This window comes from Mesorhizobium sp. WSM1343 (genome assembly GCF_055901535.1).
The window spans coordinates 2201831-2218956 of sequence record NZ_CM148370.1; the positions used below are offsets into that span (position 1 = coordinate 2201831).

Sequence of the window (17126 nt, forward strand, 5' to 3'; positions counted from 1 at the left end):
GGATTGAGGGAGCATTTTCATGACTGAACGGCTTGCGGGGAAGACGGCCCTGGTTACGGGCGCTGCGCAGGGTATCGGCAAGGCGATCGCCGCGCGGCTCGCCGCCGACGGGGCAACCGTCATCGTCAGCGACATCAATGCCGAAGGCGCCAAGGCGGCGGCCGCGGCAATAGGCGGAAGGGCGAGGGCGATTGCCGCCGACATTTCCGATCCGGCCTCCGTCAAGGCACTCTTCGCCGAAATCCAGATCCTGACCGGGGGCATCGACATCCTGGTCAACAATGCCAGCATCGTGCCGTTCGTCGCCTGGGACGATGTCGACCTCGACCATTGGCGCAAGATCATCGACGTCAATTTGACAGGCACCTTCATCGTCAGCCGCGCCGGCACGGACCAGATGCGTGCGGCAGGCAAAGCTGGGCGGGTGATCAGCATCGCATCCAACACCTTCTTTGCCGGCACGCCGAACATGGCGGCCTATGTCGCGGCCAAGGGTGGCGTCATCGGCTTCACCAGGGCGCTCGCCACCGAACTCGGCAAATACAACATCACCGCCAATGCGGTGACGCCCGGCCTGATCGAGAGCGACGGCGTCAAGGCGAGCCCGCACAATGAGGCGTTCGGCTTCGTCGAGATGCTTCAGGCGATGAAAGGCAAGGGGCAGCCGGAACATATCGCCGATGTGGTCTCGTTCCTGGCCTCCGACGATGCGCGCTGGATCACCGGCCAGACGCTCAATGTCGACGCCGGGATGGTGCGCCACTAAAGCATTCCGCACCCCAAACCCCTGTACGCTTTCGGGCGATCTGCACCCAGGTCGCGACGGGCGGACAGGCGCGGCCAAAAATGTATCCGCAAGGCCGCAGTCGGCCAATCAAGGAAAAATCACAGTGGACTTCGGATTCGACACGTCGGTTTTCGACGGGCTGACGATTGCAATGCTGGTCGCCGGTCTGGCCATGACCGGAATGGCCTCCGGCGTGCTCGCCGGTCTGCTGGGGGTCGGCGGCGGCATCGTCATCGTCCCGGTGCTGTTCTGGGTGCTTAGCCTGTTCCACTTTTCGCCTGCTGTGATCAGCCATCTGGCTGTCGCGACGTCGCTTGCGGTCATCATCCCCACCTCGATCTCGTCAATGCGGTCGCACAACAGGCGCGGCAATGTCGATCGGCCTCTGCTCACTCTGTGGGGACCGGCCGTTTTCGTGAGTGCCCTGATCGGTGGCATCACGTCGAAGTTCATCCCGGGCGCCGGCTTGCGGCTGGTTTTCGGCATCGTCGGCCTGCTGGTGGCCCTCAACATGGCGTTGCCGAAGCACCTCGTGATCTCCGATCACCTGCCGCAAAGCGGCTGGATCAACCGCGCGATCGCCTCTGTCATCGGCTTTGTCTCTTCGCTCATGGGAATCGGTGGCGGGACGCTCTCGGTGCCGACGCTTTCCAGTTTTTCCTTTCCTGTGCACCGGGCCGTAGGCACATCGTCGGCGCTTGGCCTGCTTATTGCGCTTCCGGCAGTGGCTGGCTTCATCTGGTCGGGTCTCGCAATCGCAGGCAGGCCTCCGCTCAGCCTGGGTTACGTCAGCCTGCCGGCGGTTGCCATCATAGCGCCCGTGAGCTTCCTCTTCGCACCCTTGGGCGCAAGGCTCGCCCACGCGCTCAACCCGCGCTACCTGAAACTTGCCTTTGCATTCTTCCTGGCGATCACGGCCGGGCGAATGCTGCTGTCTTGAATTTCGCTGGGCGGCGTACGGCTATTTTTCCCGCATGGCCCGGCGGAAGTTCTGCGTGATCGGCTCGGCGAGATAAGAGAGAACGGTGCGAGCCCCCGTCCGGATCATCGTCTCGCTCGACATGCCGGGCAGCAGCTTGCGGCCCTCCAGCTTGCCGAGTTCGCTTTTGTCGATCACAACCGTCGCGGCGAAATACGGTGCGCCGCTGCGCTCCTCAACCATGCGGTCGGCCGACACGATCTCCACGACACCCTCGAGCGGCGGCAGGTTGTAGCGGGCGAAGGCCGGGAAGCTGACGCGCGCGGGCTGTCCGGGTGCGATCGTCTCGACATCCTCCGGTTTGACCATGGCTTCGACCACGAGTTGTTGTCCGAGCGGTACGATCGTCATCAATGTATCGCCGGGTTTCACGACACCGCCCGCGGTGTGGACCTTCAGATCCATGACGATGCCGTCAACCGGTGCGACGACATCGGTACGGGTAAGCACGTCCCTGGCGGCACGCTCCTCCTGTCTCAGGTCGAACAGTTCCGCCTCGACCTTGCTCAACTCATCGACGGACTCGTTGAGCCGCACGGTGTCGAGGTTCAGGATCTGCATGTCGATCTCGGCCATGGCGCTTCTGGCGCGGGCGATTGCGGCGATGTTGGTGGCGCGCTCGCCCTCGATCTCCTGCTGCTGTCGTCTGAGCAACAGGTTCCGCTCGCGGGTAGTCAGCCCCTTCTTGAGGAGACTCTCGAGGTCTTTGGTCTCACCCTCGATTGCCTCGATCTGTTTGTCCTTGGTGACGATAAGCTCTTCCAGTCCCTTTATCTCCTCCTCGGTCTGGTGGCGGCGCTGGCTGAGGATTTCCCGCTCGTCCGCCAGATTGTGGTGCTTCGCAGCGAACACGTCACGCTGTGCGGCCACCGCGTCCCTTGCGGCGGTGGCGGGGTTGGCGAGCAACGCCGGATCGAACTCGATCTCGGCCCTGCCGTCACGCTCGGCCCTGAGACGCGCGGCCAGCGCCTCACGCGTTGCTATCCGGTTCTGGATCAGGTCGAGCTGCGCCTTTGCCTGCGTGTCGTCGAGCCGGACGAGGATCTTGCCGGCCTTGACGACATCACCGTTGGCTGCGTTCAACTCCGCGATGATGCCGCCCTCGAGGTGCTGGATCAGCTTGCGGTCGCCGGCGACCTTGATAACGCCCGGCGCCACAGCGGCGCTGTCCAACGGTGCCAGGGCCGCCCAACCTCCCGCGACGCCGAAGAACAGGAACATGATCGCGAACCCGGTGCAGGTCACGCCTGTGAGACGCAGCGGCATCGGTTGCAGCAGGGAGGGCGGCGGAAGGGGCAACGGCACGACGTTCAATTCCGGGGGGCGGCTCATGCTTCCTTGACCTCTTTGGTTTCCTTGACCACTTCGAGGGCAGGCAACTGGGTAGCCTTGGGCAGATGGGCCACCTTGCTGACGCGGCTGGCGAGTTCGTTGAAGACATGGTCGCGCGGCCCGAAGAGATCTTGCTGACCCCTGTTGAGGACCAGTATCTTGTCTACCTTCTCCAAGATGTTGGCGCGGTGCGCGATCAGGATAACGGTTGTGTTCGTCGCCTTGGCCACGCCGAGAGCGGCAATCAATGCCTCCTCGCCCTCCCTGTCGAGGTTGGAATTGGGTTCGTCGAGGATAAGCAGCGTGGGGTCGCCGTAAAGTGCCCGCGCCAGCCCGATGCGTTGGCGCTGCCCGCCCGACAGTATCGCACCCGCCTCGCCGATCTCGGTGCCGTAGGCCTTCGGCAGCCCCTTGATGAGTTCGTGGACGCCGGCCAACTGCGCTGCCTTGATCACGTGCTGGAAGACCGCCGGATTGACCGTCGCAAAGCGGGCGATGTTGTCGGATACGGTGCCGGCGAAGAGTTCGATGTCCTGCGGCAAATAGCCGACATAACGGCCACGGTCTTCCGCCGCCCATTGGGCAACATCCGTTCCGTCCAGCAAGGCACGCCCCCCCGACGGGCGCCAGGCACCGGCAAGTATGCGCGCCAGGCTCGTCTTGCCGGCCCCGCTCGGACCGATCAGGGCCATCGCTTCACCCGGCTCGAGACGGAAGCTGATGCCTTTCAGGATGTGCTCGCCACCCTGTCGGGCAAGCACAAGGTTGTCGGCCTCAAACCTGCCTTTCGGACGGGGCAGTGGCAGGACCGGTGTGGCTTCCCGGTGCTGTCCGGCGACCGCGGTGAGGCGTTTGTAAGCGGCACGCGCTCCCACCGTCGCCTTCCATGTGCCGATCGCTTGCTCGACCGGCGACAAGGCGCGACCCATCAGGATCGAGGCGGAGATCATGATGCCTGGCGAGGCCTCGTTGCGAAGAACCAGATAGGCGCCGAGGCCGAGTATGGCCATTTGCAGGGCCAGCCGGTGGCAACGCGCGATGGCCGCGATGACGCCGCCACGGTTGGCGGCAAGAACCTGTCCCTTGTTGGCCTCGTCCTGTTGGGCCTTCCAGCCTTCCAGCAATGGCTTCAACATGCCCATCGCCTGGACGACCTCGGCGTTGCGGATCGCCGCCTCGGCTTGCACATAGGCCCGCGACTGTGCGCTTGCGGCCTCGGTCAGCGGCTTGCGTGTGAGGTATTCGTTGAGCAGCGCCAAAGCAAACAGCACGATCCCGCCGCAAAGCGCCAACCAGCCCAGCCATGGGTGCATGAAGAATATGGCAACGAAGAACAACGGTGCCCAAGGCGCGTCGAGGATCGGGAAGATGCTGGGGCTGGTGAAGAAGTTGCGCACTTGATCCAGGTCGCGCAGCGGACGGGCGTTGGCTTGGCCTGGCGCCGAGGCGGCATATTCCACCGATGCGGTCAGGAGAACCGGTGCCAATCGCGCGTTCATCCACGATCCGACGGTAGCCAGCAGGCGCCCGCGCACCACCTCAAGCCCCGCCATTGCCGCGAGCGCCCCTGCCGCCATCAGCGACAGCATCACCAGCGTCTCCAGGCTGTGGCTGGACAACACGCGGTGGTAGACTTGGAGCATGTAGAGCGCTCCGGTCAGCATCAACACGTTGATGCCGCCGCTGAACCAGACAAGCGGCCGGATGGCACGTCTGGCCTCTTTCATCACCACCTGCAGGGCAGGGGGCTGTTGTTTGGTTTTCATCGTTATTTCTCTGGTGTGCGGGATGACATCTCGTGCGGGAAGGTTGGGGGCAGCATTGGCTGCCCCCCGTTGGCCAGTGTCAGGCGACGTCGACAAGTATGTGCTGCATCGCTGTCTGGTCCGCGTCCGCGTCCGCCACTTTGAAGGCGAAGTCGAGGTGGGCATCCGGCGTCTGGGTCGAGGTCGAGGTGAAGCCGATGTCCGTGATCTTCAGCACGTCGTTGTCGGTGGGGTCGAAATTCACCAGGTTGGTGGTCGCATCGCTGCCGCCACCGGCGCCGGTCGTCGGGTTCAGGTTGATTGCCGTGTTGTTGCCGGTGATGCCGTTGCCCGACTGCATGATCTGGACACCCTGCAACACGAAGTGCTCGCCGGCCGCGTTGTAGTCGTTCTGCTCGATGATCACGAGGCCGTCATTGTTGTCGAGCGTGAACTCGCCGCTGTACGGGGCCGGGACGTGACCCATCTTGAAGATGTCGGCATTCTGCACGTACATCGCCCTCGTAATCGAGACATCGTCGAGCGTCGACGCCGTGCCCTTGTCGTCGATCAGGTTGAGGATCAGCATCAGATCCTCGCTGTTGCCGATGCCATCGAACTTGATGGCCATGGTGCCGGCGGTCGCTGTCGGCTGGGTAGCCTCGTTCTGACTGTTGATACCGACGTTGCTGTCGAAGAACCGCAATGTGAGCAGTTCGCCTTTCTGGATCGTGTCACCGGCGACACCGTTGGTGCTCTGCGTCGCGGATACCCAGCTTTCATTGGCGTTGCTCACCATCTCGTGACCACCTAGGGTGAAGGTGGCGTCGCCGGATGACCCCTCGCCATTGGCTGTCAAGCTGAATGGGTTGGCTTTGTTGATCAAGTTGCCCGTGAACTGCACGTAGAAGTTTTCGTTAGCCGGCGTATTCGGATCATCAGCCTGCAATTTTTCCAGCACGATCTGTGGGTGGCCCGTATTGCCGAGGGGCTCCTTGGACAAGAGTTGGCTGGTGTGGATAACGTCGAAGCTGAAGCCTTCGAGAGGGTCGGTCAGGTGGATGGTATAAGTATCGGCAATCTTGTCGAAGACGAGGGTGCCGCCCGCCGTTCCGGTCTGGGTGCCAGCCGCCGGATCCTTGTCGTAGGTGAAAGTGAAGTTGAACGTCGCGGAGGTAAGGCTCTCCGACGCCAGCGTCACCTCCGAGGTGAGAATGTTACCACCGCCGCCGCCGGTGATCGTGCCGGCGAGCCCGATCTGGACGCCGGCAAGCGCGCCATTCTGGTCGACAAAGTCAGAACCACTCGCATAGAACGCGGCCGGATGAGCATCCGCGCCGATGTCGTACCCGAAGGCTCCGGTGGCCGACGCGTTGAGCGTGTTGGCCAGAGTCTCGGGGGTCCCGATACCGTTGCCGGCGTTCTGGTCACCGTCGAACGGCACTGTGATCGTCGGCGCATCATCCTTGAAGACGAGGCTTGTACCGATGTTGACACTGTCCGAGGCCTGGTCGCCGTCACCGTCGGTGATGATCGCCGTCAAGGTTACGAGATCATCGGCTGCCAGCGATGTTTGCTGATCCGGTCCGGTGTCGGGCGAGTGTATGACGGCACGTGCCTGATCGAGCGTCACGGTCCCGTCAACAGCCACGCTCACCGTGAACACAATATCGCCAGCGGCTGAACCGGCACGACCGACCACCTCGCCGCCTTCGACGAAAAGCAGGACGGACAGGCCGGTCAAGGTGTCAGTGAGGCCGCTAACGTTCGTAACCTGATTGATGCCGAGCGCATAGCTGATAGCGTCACTATCCGCGCCGGCGTTTGGGGTGAAAACGGTCGCGAAATCCGCACTGTTGGCACCCAAGTTGGACTCGTCGACGGTCAGCGTCGGCTCGGCGCCGGTGGTCGAGATGCTCGGGCCATCATCCTTGAAGTTGAGGTTCTGGCCGATGTCGAGGCTGGCCGACAGGTGGTCGCCATCCTTGTCGGTGACGGTCGCGGTGAGCGTGACCAGATTGTCGGCGGCCAGGCTGGTGCTGTCGTCGGGGTTGCTGGCGTCGGCATGGACCACCGCCCGGAGCTGGTCGAGGGTGACGGCGCCGGCGGCGCTGACGGAGACGGTGAATACGAGTTCGTTGGAGCCGATGGTGTGACCTTCAACGACGCTGCCATTGAGCGAGAGGACGACTGCCTGGCCGGTCGCCGTGTCGATCAGACCCGAAGGGCCTGCCACGACGCCCAGTGCGTAGGTCAGCGTGCCGGCCCCGTCGGCGCCGAAGCCCGAACTGAAGTTGGCGGCAAAGCTCTGCGTATCGTTGGTGGTAAGAACCGACTCGTCGACGGTCAGCGTCGGCTCGGCGCCGGTGGTCGAGATGCTCGGGCCATCATCCTTGAAGTTGAGGTTCTGGCCGATGTCGAGGCTGGCCGACAGGTGGTCGCCATCCTTGTCGGTGACGGTCGCGGTGAGCGTGACCAGATTGTCGGCGGCCAGGCTGGTGCTGTCGTCGGGGTTGCTGGCGTCGGCATGGACCACCGCCCGGAGCTGGTCGAGGGTGACGGCGCCGGCGGCGCTGACGGAGACGGTGAATACGAGTTCGTTGGAGCCGATGGTGTGACCTTCAACGACGCTGCCATTGAGCGAGAGGACGACTGCCTGACCGGTCGCCGTGTCGATCAGACCCGAAGGGCCTGCCACGACGCCCAGTGCGTAGGTCAGCGTGCCGGCCCCGTCGGCGCCGAAGCCCGAACTGAAGTTGGCGGCAAAGCTCTGCGTATCGTTGGTGGTAAGAACCGACTCGTCGACGGTCAGCGTCGGCTCGGCGCCGGTGGTCGAGATGCTCGGGCCATCATCCTTGAAGTTGAGATTCTGGCCGATGTCGAGGCTGGCCGACAGGTGGTCGCCATCCTTGTCGGTGACAGTCGCGGTGAGCGTGACCAGATTGTCGGCGGCCAGGCTGGTGCTGTCGTCGGGGTTGCTGGCGTCGGCATGGACCACCGCCCGGAGCTGGTCGAGGGTGACGGCGCCGGCGGCGCTGACGGAGACGGTGAATACGAGGTCGTTGGAGCCGATGGTGTGGCCTTCAACGACGCTGCCATTGAGCGAGAGGATGACCGCCTGGCCGGTCGCCGTGTCGATCAGACCCGAAGGGCCTGCCACGACGCCCAGTGCGTAGGTCAGCGTGCCGGCCCCGTCGGCGCCGAAGCCCGAACTGAAGTTGGCGGCAAAGCTCTGCGTGTCGTTGGTGGTAAGAACCGACTCGTCGACGGTCAGCGTCGGCTCGGCGCCGGTGGTCGAGATGCTCGGGCCATCATCCTTGAAGTTGAGGTTCTGGCCGATGTCGAGGCTGGCCGACAGGTGGTCGCCATCCTTGTCGGTGACAGTCGCGGTGAGCGTGACCAGATTGTCGGCGGCCAGGCTGGTGCTGTCGTCGGGGTTGCTGGCGTCGGCATGGACCACCGCCCGGAGCTGGTCAAGGGTGACGGCGCCGGCGGCGCTGACGGAGACGGTGAATACGAGGTCGTTGGAGCCGATGGTGTGGCCTTCAACGACGCTGCCATTGAGCGAGAGGATGACCGCCTGGCCGGTCGCCGTGTCGATCAGACCCGAAGGGCCTGCCACGACGCCCAGTGCGTAGGTCAGCGTGCCGGCCCCGTCGGCGCCGAAGCCCGAACTGAAGTTGGCGGCAAAGCTCTGCGTGTCGTTGGTGGTAAGAACCGACTCGTCGACGGTCAGCGTCGGCTCGGCGCCGGTGGTCGAGATGCTCGGGCCATCATCCTTGAAGTTGAGGTTCTGGCCGATGTCGAGGCTGGCCGACAGGTGGTCGCCATCCTTGTCGGTGACAGTCGCGGTGAGCGTGACCAGATTGTCGGCGGCCAGGCTGGTGCTGTCGTCGGGGTTGCTGGCGTCGGCATGGACCACCGCCCGGAGCTGGTCGAGGGTGACGGCGCCGGCGGCGCTGACGGAGACGGTGAATACGAGGTCGTTGGAGCCGATGGTGTGACCTTCAACGACGCTGCCATTGAGCGAGAGGATGACCGCCTGGCCGGTCGCCGTGTCGATCAGACCCGAAGGGCCTGCCACGACGCCCAGTGCGTAGGTCAGCGTGCCGGCCCCGTCGGCGCCGAAGCCCGAACTGAAGTTGGCGGCAAAGCTCTGCGTGTCGTTGGTGGTAAGAACCGACTCGTCGACGGTCAGCGTCGGCTCGGCGCCGGTGGTCGAGATGCTCGGGCCATCATCGTCGAAGTTGATGTGGGAGCCGACCTCTTCGCTATAGGCGTTGGTGCTCGTCGCCGAGAAATGGAACTCCGAGATGTCGCACCCCTCGTTTGCATCGACCCCTTTGACCGTCAGCCGATCCATTGGGCTGCCGGTGGTGATATCGACGGTGGTGGTGTTGTCGAGCCCGGTGATGGTGACGGCGTTTCCGGTCCCGCTGAGCCCGGTGACGGTGATGTTGCCGCTGCCGGTCGCATAGGTGCCATCGACAGTGATGACGGACGCAAACCCCGATGTACCCGTCAACTTGATGCCGGTGATATCCACGGGGCTGGTCGTGGTGCCGTCAAAGAAGTTCGTGCCTTGGTCGTTGCCCGTATTGTTGAAGGCGCTGACGGTGACGTCCACACGCGCAGTCGGAGTGGAAGGTGTGATCTGGCTGATCGTGAACCCGGCCTGCGTGATGGTCTCGATGTGGTTGCCGTACTGGATTTGCGACGCACTCCCTGCGTTCAGGGTACCGCCGGTGACAAAATCGACCTGCAGCGTTTCGTTCGGATTGATGCTCTGGTTGTTGATGCCGAAGCCCTGTTCGCTGACGTTGGCACTGCCACCGTTCAAACCGATTACCAGCAGCTGCTTGGAAGCGTCATTGGCCGAATTGATCAGATAGAAATCATTGTTGCCGGGCGCGGCGGCTGAGCCCAGAAAACTAGCCACGGAGGTGCCGGTGACCGACGCGAACACCTTGTTGGTCAAACCGATACGGTCGTCCGGATTGGTCGCGTCCGGATTGAGCAACGGCACATACTCGACCGTGTACAGGTCCGCATTGGTGGCGCTGGTGCTGACCAGCCCAAACGAGAAAGCGAGCGGGCCGGTTGCGGCCGGTGCGGCCGACGGGTCAGAGGTGCCGATGACACCGATTACGACGTTTGCATGGGTCGGGTCTGCGTCTTTGAACAGCCAGACATAATTGCCATCGACCGTCTGAATGCCGCTGTTGACGCCGACGGTGGTGGAAAACGGGGTTCCGGTGAGATTCTGGGAGAGAACGACCGAGGTGATGGTTTCTCCCGCGCTCGCCGAGGCCACGACGAAGTTGGCCTGGAAGGCGACCTCCGGCGAGGTCAGCCCACCCGGATCGTCGAGACTTAGGAGATATTGCACCGTGGGGTTGGTATCGTAAGGCGGAATGGCCGGATTGATATCATCGTCCGTAAATCCGGTGGTCTCGTCGAGGACGATGTCCTGGGTCAAGATGTCGAGTGCCATGGAGATTCTCCTTGGTTCAAAATTCTCTCTGGAAAAGGGATGCAGCCCCTAATGCCGGAAATGCACCTACCCCGGTGCAGCCGGTCGCATACTGAAATGCGCCCCTCCAATTTCATTGTGCCGCCGGCGCAGAGGGCGCGTCCATTCCCGCTTCGATAGTATTGCGGTCAATGTCCGCACCTGATCGAACGATATATATCCATCGATAGGTCAGGTTGACCGGCGCTGCGGGAGGTCGCGCAGGCACGCGCCAGATGCCGCCAGACGGCTCTGCGGCCGTTGCCGTGCGTACAATGTCGGTGCGAGTGGAGAGTGTTCAGAGCAGGCCGGTTCGGCCCATTCCCGGACGCTCGGCGGCTTTGCCGTGCGTCATCCAGGCCAGTTCCGCCCGGCCGCCTAGGTGCAACTTCTCGTAGACGTGATGCAGGTGCATCTTCACCGTGCCTTCGGATAAATGCAGCCGCTGCGCGATGGTCTTGTTGCGCAGCCCGCGCGAGACGAGATCGGCGATTTCGGTCTCCCGCCCGGTCAGCCGGGACATTGGCTGCGGCTGCGAACCGGGCATCAGCAGCTGCTGGACGATCTTGTTGTCGATCCACTTCTTGCCCGCCGCCACCGCATTCACGCATTCGATGAGAAAGCGGTGGCTGATGCCGTCCAGAAACAGGCCATCGACGTCGAGCGTCTGTATTTCCCTGACATCGAGCCTGCCGGTTGGCTGTACGATGAAGATGATGCCGAGAGCGCTGTTGCCGGCCTTCAGCCGTGAGGAAAGACCTGATGTCTGCTGATCCGCGAGATCCACGCCTACGATGACCATATCAGGCTGATGGCGCTCCACATGAGCGAGAACGTCCACAGGGCGGCGACACTGGGCGACAACATCGTGTCCAGCCTTCTGCAACACCCATTCCAGACCGGCGAGATATACCCCCCGCGGGTCCGCGACAACCACTGTTGACATGCGAACACCGTCCGTAAAAAACGCAACGAACTTGGTTAAATACCCGTAAAATCAGGAAACCAGAGCCCACATCGATTGTCAAGGAATAGCTAATATACATATTGCTATAATCTACGACGGACCGGCGGGCTCCCTCGCAGCGTAGCAGGCCGGCTGACGATTCTGCGGAGGCGATGCTGGACCTGGTTGAAATGCCAGCATTCGATCGCACGATGATCCGCGGAATCGAAGTCGAAATCGCCGGACGTCTCACCGCACTCCTGGGTGAGAAATTTGGTAGCGCCAGCGCGCTACCGCCTTTCCCCCACGCGTCGAGCTGCCAATTCAGGCTTCGATGCTACGGCTGAACGGGCCGAGCTTGTGCGGTGCGACGGCGTTACCTGGTCGACCGCAAGCGAGCATTTGCCGGTGAAGGCTGACAGCGAAAGCAATCCGACGGCGGCTTCAAATATTCAGGTTGAACTGCGGGTATGCCGTCGGCAACCGGGCTGGGCACGGTGTTCGCATTCAGGGCCAAGATCTGGAACATCGGCCAGGAGGGGCAGGTGTTCGCCGGCGCGATGGCCGCCTATTGGGTGAGTTTCTGGATAGCGCCATTGCCAGGCTGGCTGGCCGTCTGCACACTCGCGCTGGCCGGAATGGCGGGCGGCGGCGTGCTCGGCCTGTTGGCCGGCGCACTGAAAACCAGGTTCGGCACCAGCGAGATCATTTCGACGGTGATGCTGAATTACGTCGTCATGTACCTGCTCGCCTACCTTCTCGATGGCGGCCCCTGGATGGCGACAGGCGTGACCGTATCCTATCACCAGTCGCCGCCCATCGATCCAAGTCTGGAGTGGCCGATCCTCTTGGCCGTTGGGGCGGGAAAGCTGCATGTCGGCTTCCTGTTCGCTCTCGCCGCCTCGGCATTCGCAGCGGTGCTGCTCGACAAGACGTCGCTGGGCTACGAAATCCGCGCGTTCGGCTCAAACCCGACCGCGCTGACGTTTCGCGGCACCAATGTGCGCCGGCTTCTGCTGACCGTCATGCTGATGTCGGGGGCCCTGGCGGGACTGGCTGGCGCCGGCGAGCTTTTCGGTGTCTCGCACCGGCTGCGTGCCGAGACGCTGCTTGGCATCGGCAGTTCGGGGATCGTCGTTGCCATGGTGGGAGGACTGCGCCCGAGCGGCGTGATGATCGCCGCCCTGTTCTTCGGCGCGCTGGAAAGCGGCACGATCTACATGCGGCTGAAGAGTGGCACGCCGGCAGGTCTGGTGTCGGCGATGGAAGGGCTGGTGCTTTTGTTCTTTCTCAGTGCCGCCGTCGCAACGCGCCTTCAGATCGTGAGGAGGGAAGTCCATGCTTGAGCTGCTGCAGGGCCCGCTTCTGATAAGCCTCCTGGCGGCGATGGTCCGCATTGCCACGCCATTGCTTTTTTCGGCAATGGGCGAACTTGTCACGCAGCGCGCGGGCATCTGGAACATCGCTGTCGAAGGCACCATGCTGATTGGCGCCATTGTCGCCTACATGGTTGCCTCGACAACCGGATCGCCTTGGCTGGCTCTGGCGATAGCCATCCTGGCCTGCGCCGCGAGCAGCCTGATCATGTCGTTCGTCACGATTGTTTTGAAGGCCGAGCAATTCGTAGCCGGCCTTGCCCTTAATCTCCTGGCATCGGGCGTGACGCTGTTCTGGTTCCAGGCCTATATTGGCGGTCGCGAGGCGCCGACCTTCATCGGCTTCGACCAGGTTCCGATCCCCTATCTGTCGGATATTCCGATCCTGGGGCCGGTGCTGTTTTCCCAACGCCTGCTGACCTATGTCAGCTTCCTGGTGCCCATCCTCGTCTGGTTCTTTCTCTACCGAACGAAATACGGCCTTGAGGTGCGCTGTGTCGGCGAAAATCCGAAGGCGCTTGACGTCAAGGGCCTGCACGTCGGCCTCAGGCAGTGCCTCGCGATCATGTTCGGCAGCATGATGTCCGGCTTCGGCGGCGCCTTCCTGATGCTTGGCTATTCGGACAAGTTCGTTCCCGATCTCATTGCCGGCCGCGGCTGGCTGGTCGTGGTCGCGATCATCGCCGGCAACTGGATGCCGTTCCGGATCGTTGGAGCGATCTTCATCTTCGCGTTTCTGGAGGCGTTGGGCATCCATGCGCAAGTGGTGGGGATTCCTGTCCCCCACCAGTTGTTCCTCGTCTTGCCCTATGTGGCGTCACTTGTGCTGCTTGCGGGCCTGCGGCGCGCACCCATCAGCCCGTGGCGCTCGGCATTCCCTACAACAGGGAATAGACCCTGCTGCTCAACCCGCCGGGCGGAAAGGCTTTGCTAGCGAAGCCGGGAAGTGCAGCGCCAGCATTTGCTGGTTTCGCGAGATCAGCACCAGAACGATGATTGTCGCGAGATAGGGCAGGGCCGAGAGCAGTTCGGACGGCACTTCCAGTCCGAGCGCCTGTCCCTGCAGCTGGAGGATCGTCATGCCGCCGAACAGCCAGGCGCCAAGCAGGATGCGCAGCGGGCGCCATGTGGCGAAAACCACCAGCGCCAGTGCGATCCAGCCTTTGCCGGCAGTCATGTTCTCGACCCAGAGCGGTGTGTAGGCGACGGACAGATAGGCGCCCGCCAGGCCAGCCATCGCCCCGCCAAACAGCACGGCCATGTAGCGGATCCTGATCACGGGATAGCCGATCGCATGCGATGTCTGCGGTGACTCGCCGATCGTTCGCAGGATCAGCCCGGCCTTCGTGCGGTAGAGAAACCAGCTGATGGCAGCGAACATCACCAGAGCCAGGTAGACCATCGGATCGAAGCGGAAGAGCAACGGACCGATCAGCGGCAGATCGGACAGAACAGGGACGTTGATGCCGTGCAGCGCCTCGATAGGCTCGCTGCCGAAGCCGCGGCCAAGGAAGGCCGACACGCCGGAACCGAAGATGGCCAGCGCCAGTCCGGCCGCATATTGATTGGTGAGGAAGGTCAGTGCCAGAACGCCGAACAGCAGCGAGGCGGCGGCACCTGCCAGGGCGCCGGCCAGGATCGCAACCGGCATTGGATAGCCTGCGGTTACGGCCCAGAAAGCCAATGCCGCGCCCATCAGCATCATGCCTTCGATGCCGAGGTTGAGCACGCCGGACTTCTCGACCACCAGTTCGCCGAGTGCCGCGAATATCAGCGGCGTGGCGGCGATGACGGTGCCGGTGAAGATGGCGATGATCAAGTCCATCAGGCTGTCTCCAGCGCGTGCGTGTCTCGGGCCGGCCGTATCAGGCGGATGCGATAAAAAATGAAGAAGTCGGCGGCGAGCAGGAAGAACAGAAGAATGCCCTGGAAGATGCGCGTCAGCGCCGAGGGCAGGCCCAGCGTCATCTGCACGCCTTCGCCGCCGAGGAAAAGCAGCGACATCAACAGCCCGCCAAGCACGATGCCGAAGGCGTTCAGCCGGCCGATGAAGGCGACGATGATGGCCGCGAAACCGTAGCCGGGCGAAATCTGCGGCGAGAGCTGGCCGAGCGGCCCGGCGGCTTCCGCCATGCCGGCGATGCCGGCGGCCGCACCACCCGCCATCAGCCCGATCCAGACGGCGGCAGATTCGCGAAAGCCGGCATAGCGGGCGGCTAGCGGTGCCGCTCCGCTCACCGACATCTTGTAGCCAAGGAAGCTGCGGTCAGTGAACAGCCACATCACGAACACGGCGACGACGGTGATGAAGATCGAAGGGTTGAGCCGATAGGCCGGGTCGAAGGATTCGAACAGGGCGGCTGTCGGCAGAAGTGCCGTCTGCGGGTAGTTGAAACCGGCCGGATCGCGCCACGGTCCATGCACGAGATAGGACAGGAACAGCGTCGCGATGTAGGTCATCATCAGCGTGACCAGGATCTCGTTGGTGTTCATGCGGGCGCGCAGGAAGGCAGGGATCGCCGCCCATGCCATGCCGGCGCCCATGCCGGCAACGAACATCAACGGCAACAGCAGCACGCTGTCCGGGTTCGGCCAGAAAAGACCGACGCCGCTCGCCGCAATCGCGCCCATGGTGAACTGGCCCTCGGCGCCGATGTTCCAGACATTGGCGCGGAAGCCGATAGCCAGCCCACACGCAATGAGGATCAGCGGCGAAGCCTTGAGCAGCCATTCCGACAAACCGTTGAGGGAATTCAACGGCTCGACAAAGAAGGCGTAGAGCGTCGGCAGCGGATCGTGTCCGAGCGAGGCAAAAAAGATCGAGCCGACGACCAGCGTCAAAACCGACGCCAGCACCGGCGCCGCGACGCGCATTGTTGCCGAAGGCTCCGGCCTTTGTTCAATCCTGAAGCGCAACGTCGCCACTCCCAATTGCCATTTGATCCGTGCTCATCGTTCGACCGGTCATCAGCAGCCCGACCTCTTCGCGGTCGGTCGTCTTGCGTATCAGCGGCGGTGACACGCGCCCCTGGCAGATCACCAGAAGCCGGTCACAAATCTCGAACAGCTCGTCGAGTTCTTCGGAGACGACGAGCACCGCCGCGCCGGCGCGGCTGAGGTCGACGATGGTCTGGCGGATGAAGGCGCTGGCGCCGACATCGACGCCCCAGGTCGGCTGGGAGACAAGCAGAAGCTTCGGCTCGAGCGCGATCTCACGGCCGACGATGAATTTCTGCAGATTGCCGCCCGACAGGCTTTGCGCCGTCGAAGCCGGACCGTTGGCCTTGACCTTGAACCTGTCGATGATGCCAGCTGCGAAGGCGCTGGCTTTGCGCCGGTCGACCAGGCCGTTGCGGACGGTGCCGAAGCGATGGGCGGTCAGAACCGCGTTCTCCCACAGCGTATGCGACGGTACCGCGCCGCGCCCCAGCCGTTCCTCGGGAACGAAGGCGAGACCGAGCTTACGGCGCTCGTCGGCACGAAGGCGAGCGGCAGCGGTACCGCAAATCCTGATCGCGTCGTTGTTGTGATGCGTGCGTTCGCCGCTGAGCAAGGCGATAAGCTCCGCCTGGCCGTTTCCGGACACTCCCGCCAGGCCGACGATTTCCCCGCCATGAACGTTGAAGGAGACGTCCTTCAGATCCACGCCGAAATGGTCTCTTGCCTTGACCGAAAGGTTGTTGACCTCGAGCACTGGCTTCTCGCTCGGGGTCGGCGGGCTGACATGCATTTCCGGCAGCTTCGAACCGACCATCATGCGGGCGAGCTCGAGCGAGGTCGTCTCTTTCGGCCGAGCGGTGCCGGTGACCTTGCCGTTGCGCAGCACGGTTGCGGTGTCACAGAGCTCCTGCACCTCGTCGAGCTTGTGGCTGATGTAGACGATGCTGCAGCCTTCAGCGGCGAGTTGTCGAAGCGTCTCGAACAGCTTGACCACCGCCTGTGGCGTCAGCACGGAAGTCGGCTCGTCGAGGATCAGAAGCTTGGGCGCCTGCAGCAGGCAGCGCACGATCTCGACGCGCTGCCGCTCGCCGACAGAGAGGTCATGCACCTGGCGATGCGGATCGATCGGCATACCGTAGCGAAGCGAAAGCTCGCGGATCTTGGCGGCAAGCGAGGGCAGATCGAAGGCGCTGCTTGCCGAGAGCGCAATGTTCTCGACCACTGAAACGGATTCGAACAGCGCGAAGTGCTGGTAGACCATCTCGATGCCGAGCGCGCGCGACGTCGCCGGGTTGTGCGCCGCGATCGGATTGCCGTCGCAGAAGATCTCGCCGGAATCGGCCTGCGCCGCGCCATAGATGATCTTCATCAGGGTCGATTTGCCGGCGCCGTTTTCGCCCAGCACCGCGTGGATTTCGCCGGGCTGGATAGACAGCGAGACGTCGTCATTGGCGACGACGCCGGGATAGCGCTTGCGGATGTTGCGCAGTTCTAGACGCGGATGCATGG

At 63.1% G+C, this 17126-nt stretch carries 11 protein-coding genes; 4 read left to right on the plus strand and 7 right to left on the minus strand.

Annotated elements, in window-relative coordinates; genetic code table 11:
• The first annotated feature begins 19 nt into the window (after window positions 1–19).
• Entirely contained in the window at window positions 20–766 is a 747-nt protein-coding gene (gene pldH / locus AC0NIL_RS10560; protein ID WP_275954995.1) for a pyridoxal 4-dehydrogenase, SDR-type, read from the plus strand.
• Window positions 738–1727: a sulfite exporter TauE/SafE family protein gene (locus AC0NIL_RS10565; protein ID WP_346016466.1), complete on the plus strand. Its 990-nt coding sequence runs from the start codon at window positions 738–740 to the stop codon at window positions 1725–1727. The genes pldH and AC0NIL_RS10565 overlap by 29 nt, the downstream gene beginning before the upstream one ends.
• A gap of 21 nt (window positions 1728–1748) precedes the next feature.
• Here AC0NIL_RS10565 and AC0NIL_RS10570 read toward each other — a convergent pair whose 3' ends face one another.
• The 4 genes from AC0NIL_RS10570 to AC0NIL_RS10585 form a co-directional block, all read right to left on the minus strand.
• Window positions 1749–3098: an HlyD family type I secretion periplasmic adaptor subunit gene (locus AC0NIL_RS10570; RefSeq protein ID WP_082827485.1), complete on the minus strand. Its 1350-nt coding sequence runs from the start codon at window positions 3096–3098 to the stop codon at window positions 1749–1751.
• A complete protein-coding gene (locus AC0NIL_RS10575; protein WP_064995308.1) occupies window positions 3095–4864 on the minus strand; it encodes a type I secretion system permease/ATPase in 1770 nt (589 codons plus the stop codon). Before AC0NIL_RS10575 ends, AC0NIL_RS10570 begins: the two co-directional genes overlap by 4 nt.
• 79 nt (window positions 4865–4943) lie before the next feature.
• The gene (locus AC0NIL_RS10580) at window positions 4944–10337 is read right to left on the minus strand and encodes a DUF5801 repeats-in-toxin domain-containing protein (protein WP_474048591.1); all 5394 of its coding nucleotides are present in this window, start codon (window positions 10335–10337) and stop codon (window positions 4944–4946) included.
• A gap of 316 nt (window positions 10338–10653) precedes the next feature.
• A complete protein-coding gene (locus tag AC0NIL_RS10585) occupies window positions 10654–11301 on the minus strand; it encodes a response regulator transcription factor (RefSeq protein WP_013529878.1) in 648 nt (215 codons plus the stop codon).
• A 470-nt stretch (window positions 11302–11771) separates the two neighbouring features.
• On the opposite strand from AC0NIL_RS10585, the gene AC0NIL_RS10590 reads away from it, so the two are divergent.
• Both AC0NIL_RS10590 and AC0NIL_RS10595 read left to right on the plus strand, forming a co-directional pair.
• A complete protein-coding gene (locus tag AC0NIL_RS10590; protein ID WP_275955052.1) occupies window positions 11772–12647 on the plus strand; it encodes an ABC transporter permease in 876 nt (291 codons plus the stop codon).
• Complete coding sequence (locus AC0NIL_RS10595; protein ID WP_275955051.1) at window positions 12640–13611, plus strand: ABC transporter permease; 972 nt, start codon at window positions 12640–12642, stop codon at window positions 13609–13611. Before AC0NIL_RS10590 ends, AC0NIL_RS10595 begins: the two co-directional genes overlap by 8 nt.
• Here AC0NIL_RS10595 and AC0NIL_RS10600 read toward each other — a convergent pair.
• The 3 genes from AC0NIL_RS10600 to AC0NIL_RS10610 are packed head-to-tail and all read right to left on the minus strand — an operon-like array spanning window position 13582 to window position 17124.
• Window positions 13582–14502, minus strand: coding sequence for an ABC transporter permease (locus tag AC0NIL_RS10600; protein WP_275955050.1), 921 nt, complete (start codon window positions 14500–14502; stop codon window positions 13582–13584). The genes AC0NIL_RS10595 and AC0NIL_RS10600 overlap by 30 nt on opposite strands.
• On the minus strand, window positions 14502–15593 hold the full coding sequence (locus AC0NIL_RS10605) for an ABC transporter permease (RefSeq protein ID WP_013529892.1): 1092 nt from the start codon (window positions 15591–15593) through the stop codon (window positions 14502–14504). Before AC0NIL_RS10605 ends, AC0NIL_RS10600 begins: the two co-directional genes overlap by 1 nt.
• The gene (locus tag AC0NIL_RS10610; RefSeq protein ID WP_275955049.1) at window positions 15577–17124 is read right to left on the minus strand and encodes an ABC transporter ATP-binding protein; all 1548 of its coding nucleotides are present in this window, start codon (window positions 17122–17124) and stop codon (window positions 15577–15579) included. The genes AC0NIL_RS10605 and AC0NIL_RS10610 overlap by 17 nt, the downstream gene beginning before the upstream one ends.
• Window positions 17125–17126: the final 2 nt, after the last annotated feature.